Origin of the sequence: Streptomyces albospinus (assembly GCF_014648695.1) — a bacterium.
Lineage (GTDB): Bacteria > Actinomycetota > Actinomycetes > Streptomycetales > Streptomycetaceae > Streptomyces > Streptomyces albospinus.
The window spans coordinates 142,658-146,957 of sequence record NZ_BMRP01000019.1; the positions used below are offsets into that span (position 1 = coordinate 142,658).

Below are 4,300 nucleotides of genomic sequence, written 5' to 3' on the forward strand. Positions count from 1 at the left end.
GCCGTGGAGACCGGGGAGCGCTCGGCCGCCTCGTTCTTCAACGACGCCCCGCGGGCCGCCAAGCCCGCCGCGCCGGCCGCCCGCCCGGCGCCGCAGGGCGCGGGCGACCGCGCACCGGCCGGCCCGGCGGGTCCGGCGGGTCCGGCCCCGGAGGTCGCGCTGCAGCGCACCCCGGAGCGGCCGGCGGATCCGGCGCGGCCCCCCGAGGCCGACGGCGGCCCCGGTGCGGCCCCCGGCGGCGGCACCCCGCCCCGGCCCGCCCTCGCCCCGGCACCCGGCATCGCGGGCGTGCGGCAGGTCCTCGCGGCGGGCGGCGCCCCCGAGGCACTCGCGGAGCGGGCCGCCGAAGCGCTCGGCGAGCGGGCCGCCGAAGCCCTGAGCGCCGACCCGTGGCAGCTGCTCGCGGTGCCCGGAGTGCGCCCGGAGCAGGCCGACGGCTTCGCGCGGGCGCTGCTCGGCCCCGCCTGCGGACCGGACGACGAGCGGCGCGCTCAGGCACTGATCGGGTGGCTGCTGGAGCAGGCCGCGGTAGCGGGCCACTCCGCCCTGGAGGCGTCCGCCCTCCGCGCGGCCCTCGCCCAACGCTCCGTACCGGACCCCGACGACGCCCTCCAGACGGCCATCGCGGACGGCGCGGTGCTGGTCTTCCAGGACGCCCTCGACACCCCGGGCCGGCCCCGCCCCGCAGCGGAGGACGACGAGGACCAGCCGGTACGCATCCTGCTCGGCCTCGACCGCTTCGCGATGGCCGAGGAGAGCGTCGCGGACGGCCTGGCCCGGCTGCTGAACACCTTCGAGCCGGCGGAGGGATCCGAGCCGGCGGACGAGTCGGCGGCGGACGAGCCGTCACCGGTGGGCGGGGGACCGGAGGACGCGGCGGCGGCGACGGACGCGGAAGCAGAGGCAGCAGCGGAAGAAGCGACGGACGCGGCGCCCGCAGCGGAAGCGGCACAGGAGGCCACCCCGGACAGCGAGGCCGGCCAGGCCGGCCACTCCGGCGAGGACGCCCCCGGCGCCACCCCCGTCCGTCCCTCCCCCGCCGCCTGGGAAGCCGCCGCGGACGCCGCCCCGTCCCCCTCCGCGGCGGCGCTCATCCGGGCCGCCGCGGACAGCGGCCTGCTCGCGCACACCGGCGGTGAGGCGGCCCGTGCCGAGCCCGCCGCGCTGATCGCCGCGGCCCGCTCCCTCGGCCTGCGGGCCTTCGGCGCCACCCACACGGAGAACGGCCGCCGGCGGCTCGCCGCGCACCTCGCCGAGGCCCGGCCCGCCGACGCCGCCGACGACCCGGCCGCAGGGGCGGTGACCGTCTCCGGTCTGCTCTCCGGCCGGCAGGGCCCCGGCCGGGACGCGGACGGCGCGCTGGCGCTCGACCTGCTGGTCGTGCTGGACGCTCCGCAGCTCGATCTGGAGACCGCCGCACTGCTCGTCGAGTCGCTGGCCGACGGGACCCGCCTGGTGCTCAGCGGCGACCCGGGCCTCCTGTGGTCCGCCGGCCCCGGGCGGCTCTTCCACGATCTGCTGCTGTCCCGGTTCTGCCCCCAAGTCGCCTCCCGCACCCCGGACTTCGGCCCGATCGGCGAGCTGGTGTCCGGCATCGGCATCGGCGAGCTCAACGAGGTCGAGGCCCCCGGCAAGGAGGTGGTGATCGTCCCGGTGCGTGCCGCGGACGAGGCGGTGCACCGCGCGGTCCAGCTGGTCGCCGACTCCGTGCCCCGGGCGCTCGGTGTCCCCGCCGACCAGACGCAGGTCATCACGGTCGGCCACGGCGGCGCGGCCGGCACCCGCGCCCTGAATGCCGCGCTCAAGGAGCGGCTCAACCCCGGCCCCGGACGGTTCGGCGGCTTCGACCCCGGCGACCGCGTGGCCTACGCCCCGTCCCCCGGCCGTACGCTCCCCGGCACCGTCACCGGCGCGGACGCCGACGGCCTCCGCCTCGACTGCGCCGGCAGCGCCGTCGTCGTACCGCGCGAGCAGGTCGGCTCCGGCGCCGTACGGCACGGCTGGGCGCTCACCGCCCACCAGGCGGCCGGCATGCGCTGGCCCGCGGTCGTCGTGGTGCTCCCCGGCGACGCGGCGGGCGGGCTGACCCGCGCCTGGGTCTACACCGCCTTCAGCCGCGGCGAGCGGCATCTGTCGGTGGTCCAGGGCGCCGACCAGGCGCTGCCCCGTGCGGTCGCCGAGATCCCGGTCAAGGAGCGCACCACCCGGCTGCGGACGCTGCTCCAGATGCAGAGCGGAGCGCAGTCGGATGCGGAGCCCGCGGCGGGCTGAGCCCCGCCGCCCCGGGCGGATCCGGGTGCGGGGCCGGGAGGCAGGCGGCTGCCTGCCTCCCGGCCCCGTCACGACTCCCGGTCACCGCACCCGGTCACCGCTCCTTGTCGGCCGGCTCCAGCAGCTCGTCCTCGTCGTCGATGCCCAGCTCCTCGTCGAAGACCGAGCTGATGTCGAAGCGGCACACCACCCGCTGCGGATCGGCCTGGTCGAACGGCGCGGCAAGCCACTCGCCCGGCTCGGCCGGCTCGTCGACGGCAGCCACCCACAGGGTGGAGTCGCCCTCCTCCAGGCCGAACTCCTTGTGCCGGGAGGCGATCTCGTCCGGTTCGAACTCGCCGAAGAGCACCCCGAGCGCCGCGTGCACACTGCTCCCGACCACCGCGGCGGCATCAGGGGCGTGGCCCGTCGCGTCATCCGCGGCGTCCGGATCGAGATCGGCGATCCGCTGTGCCTGATGCAGCAGACGCTGCGGCTTGGCGACCGTGTAGTCGCGCCGGATGAGCACGCTCAGCGCACTCGGCTCCTCGGGCCCCGCGTAGGCGGGCAGGGTGTCGCTCCCGGGGATCTCGAAGGGGGTGACCTCGTCGTAGGTGTCGTAAAGCAGCTCGTCATAGACCTCAGCCGCCGCGGCGAGCTCGTCGAACGCGGCATAGACGGCCGGATCGTCCTGCCCCGAGCGGCGTTCGACCGCGTCGAGGTGACGGTCCAGCGCGGCTTTGACCGCCTCAGCGGCGGCACGTACCTCGGCAGCGGAAGGCTGCGCAGCATCAGACATAGTGCAGACGCTATCCGTACCGGGGCCCGTCCCGCACAATAGATGCGATGCCGGAATACGAATTCTGCGATGTGTATGTGCCTCGGGGGGTCTCCCGCAAGGCCACCACACGCCTGCTGACCGACCATGCCGAGTACGGACACTGGGAGTTGGACCGCCTGCGCCTCTATCCCGACGGCAGCCGCCGGGTGCGGCTGCGCCGCCGGATCATCCGCCAGCTCCGCGCCACGTGGTGAGTGCCGACGGAGCGGCGTACGGACAGCAGAGCGGGCCCCGAAGGACGGGGCCCGCTCCGTCGTGCCTGCGCACGGAGTGCCGCTGATCAGCTACGGGCGGTACGCGCCCTGCGGTAGAGCACGGCGCCCCCGAGCAGCAGCCCGGCACTGGCCGGAACCGCATAGCCGATCGCCCCGGCGCCGGTATGCGCGAGCTGCTTCCCGCCCACGGTCGGCGTCACCCCCTGGGCGTGCGGTGCGGTCGCATGCTGCGATCCCACCCCCGGAGCGTGCGGGGAGTGCCCTCCGCCCGGGCCCTGCGGGGTGCCCGGGCGCGACCCGTGTGCGCCCCCCGGGTGGTGCGGTTGGCCCGGGTGACCGGGGTGGTGCGGCTGCCCCGGCTGGCCGGGGTGGTGCGGCGTGCCCGGACCCGGAGTCGGCGGGTGGCCGGGCCGGTGCGGGGTACCGGGTCCTCCCGGCGAGGCGTTGCCGCAGTCGTTGCCGACGGCCGGGTTCGCCACGCCGACCACGTCGACGCTGTTGCCGCAGACGTTGACCGGTACGTTCACCGGCGCCTGGACCACGTTGCCGGACGCGACACCGGGCGAATTCGAGGCCCCACCCTGGGCGTTGGCACCGTGCCCGCCGCTCGGACGCCGGTGCTTACCGTGGCCGTGGCCGTGGTGCCCGCCCGTCCCGTTGCCGCAGTTGTTGCCGAACGCCGGGTTGAGCAGCCCCGCCACGTTGACGGTGTTGCCGCACACGTCGACCGGTACGTCGATCGGGGCCTGGATCGTGTTGCCGGATCCGACACCGGGCGAATTCGCGGTGCCTCCCACTGCCCCGGAGTCCGCCTGTGCGTACCCCGCCGCCATGGCGAGCACGCCGCCCGCGGCGGCCATGGTGATCAGGCCCTTTCTTGCGACCTGCCTCATAGATTGTTCTCCTGCCTTGTGCCCTACGGGAATGCGCGCGGAGGACGGTCCTGGGACATGACGACCGTGGGAACAATTCACCCGCGCTCTGAAATACCCAG

4 protein-coding genes are annotated in these 4,300 nt (G+C 76.0%); 2 read left to right on the plus strand and 2 right to left on the minus strand.

From position 1 onward, the window contains the following. On the plus strand, positions 1–2,271 hold a 2,271-nt coding region (locus tag IEZ17_RS25005; protein ID WP_189303733.1), incomplete at its 5' end, for a helix-hairpin-helix domain-containing protein. Between the two features lie 94 nt (positions 2,272–2,365). Here the strand turns inward: IEZ17_RS25005 and IEZ17_RS25010 are convergent. Further along, positions 2,366–3,049 (minus strand): hypothetical protein, encoded by a 684-nt coding sequence (locus IEZ17_RS25010; RefSeq protein ID WP_189303735.1) that lies wholly within the window; start codon positions 3,047–3,049, stop codon positions 2,366–2,368. Positions 3,050–3,096: 47 nt separating this feature from the next. Between IEZ17_RS25010 and IEZ17_RS25015 the strand changes: the two genes are divergently transcribed. Further along, entirely contained in the window at positions 3,097–3,285 is a 189-nt protein-coding gene (locus tag IEZ17_RS25015; protein WP_189303737.1) for a DUF5703 family protein, read from the plus strand. Positions 3,286–3,371: 86 nt separating this feature from the next. Here IEZ17_RS25015 and IEZ17_RS44230 read toward each other — a convergent pair whose 3' ends face one another. Then, positions 3,372–4,199, minus strand: coding sequence for a chaplin (locus tag IEZ17_RS44230; RefSeq protein WP_189303739.1), 828 nt, complete (start codon positions 4,197–4,199; stop codon positions 3,372–3,374). Positions 4,200–4,300: the final 101 nt, after the last annotated feature.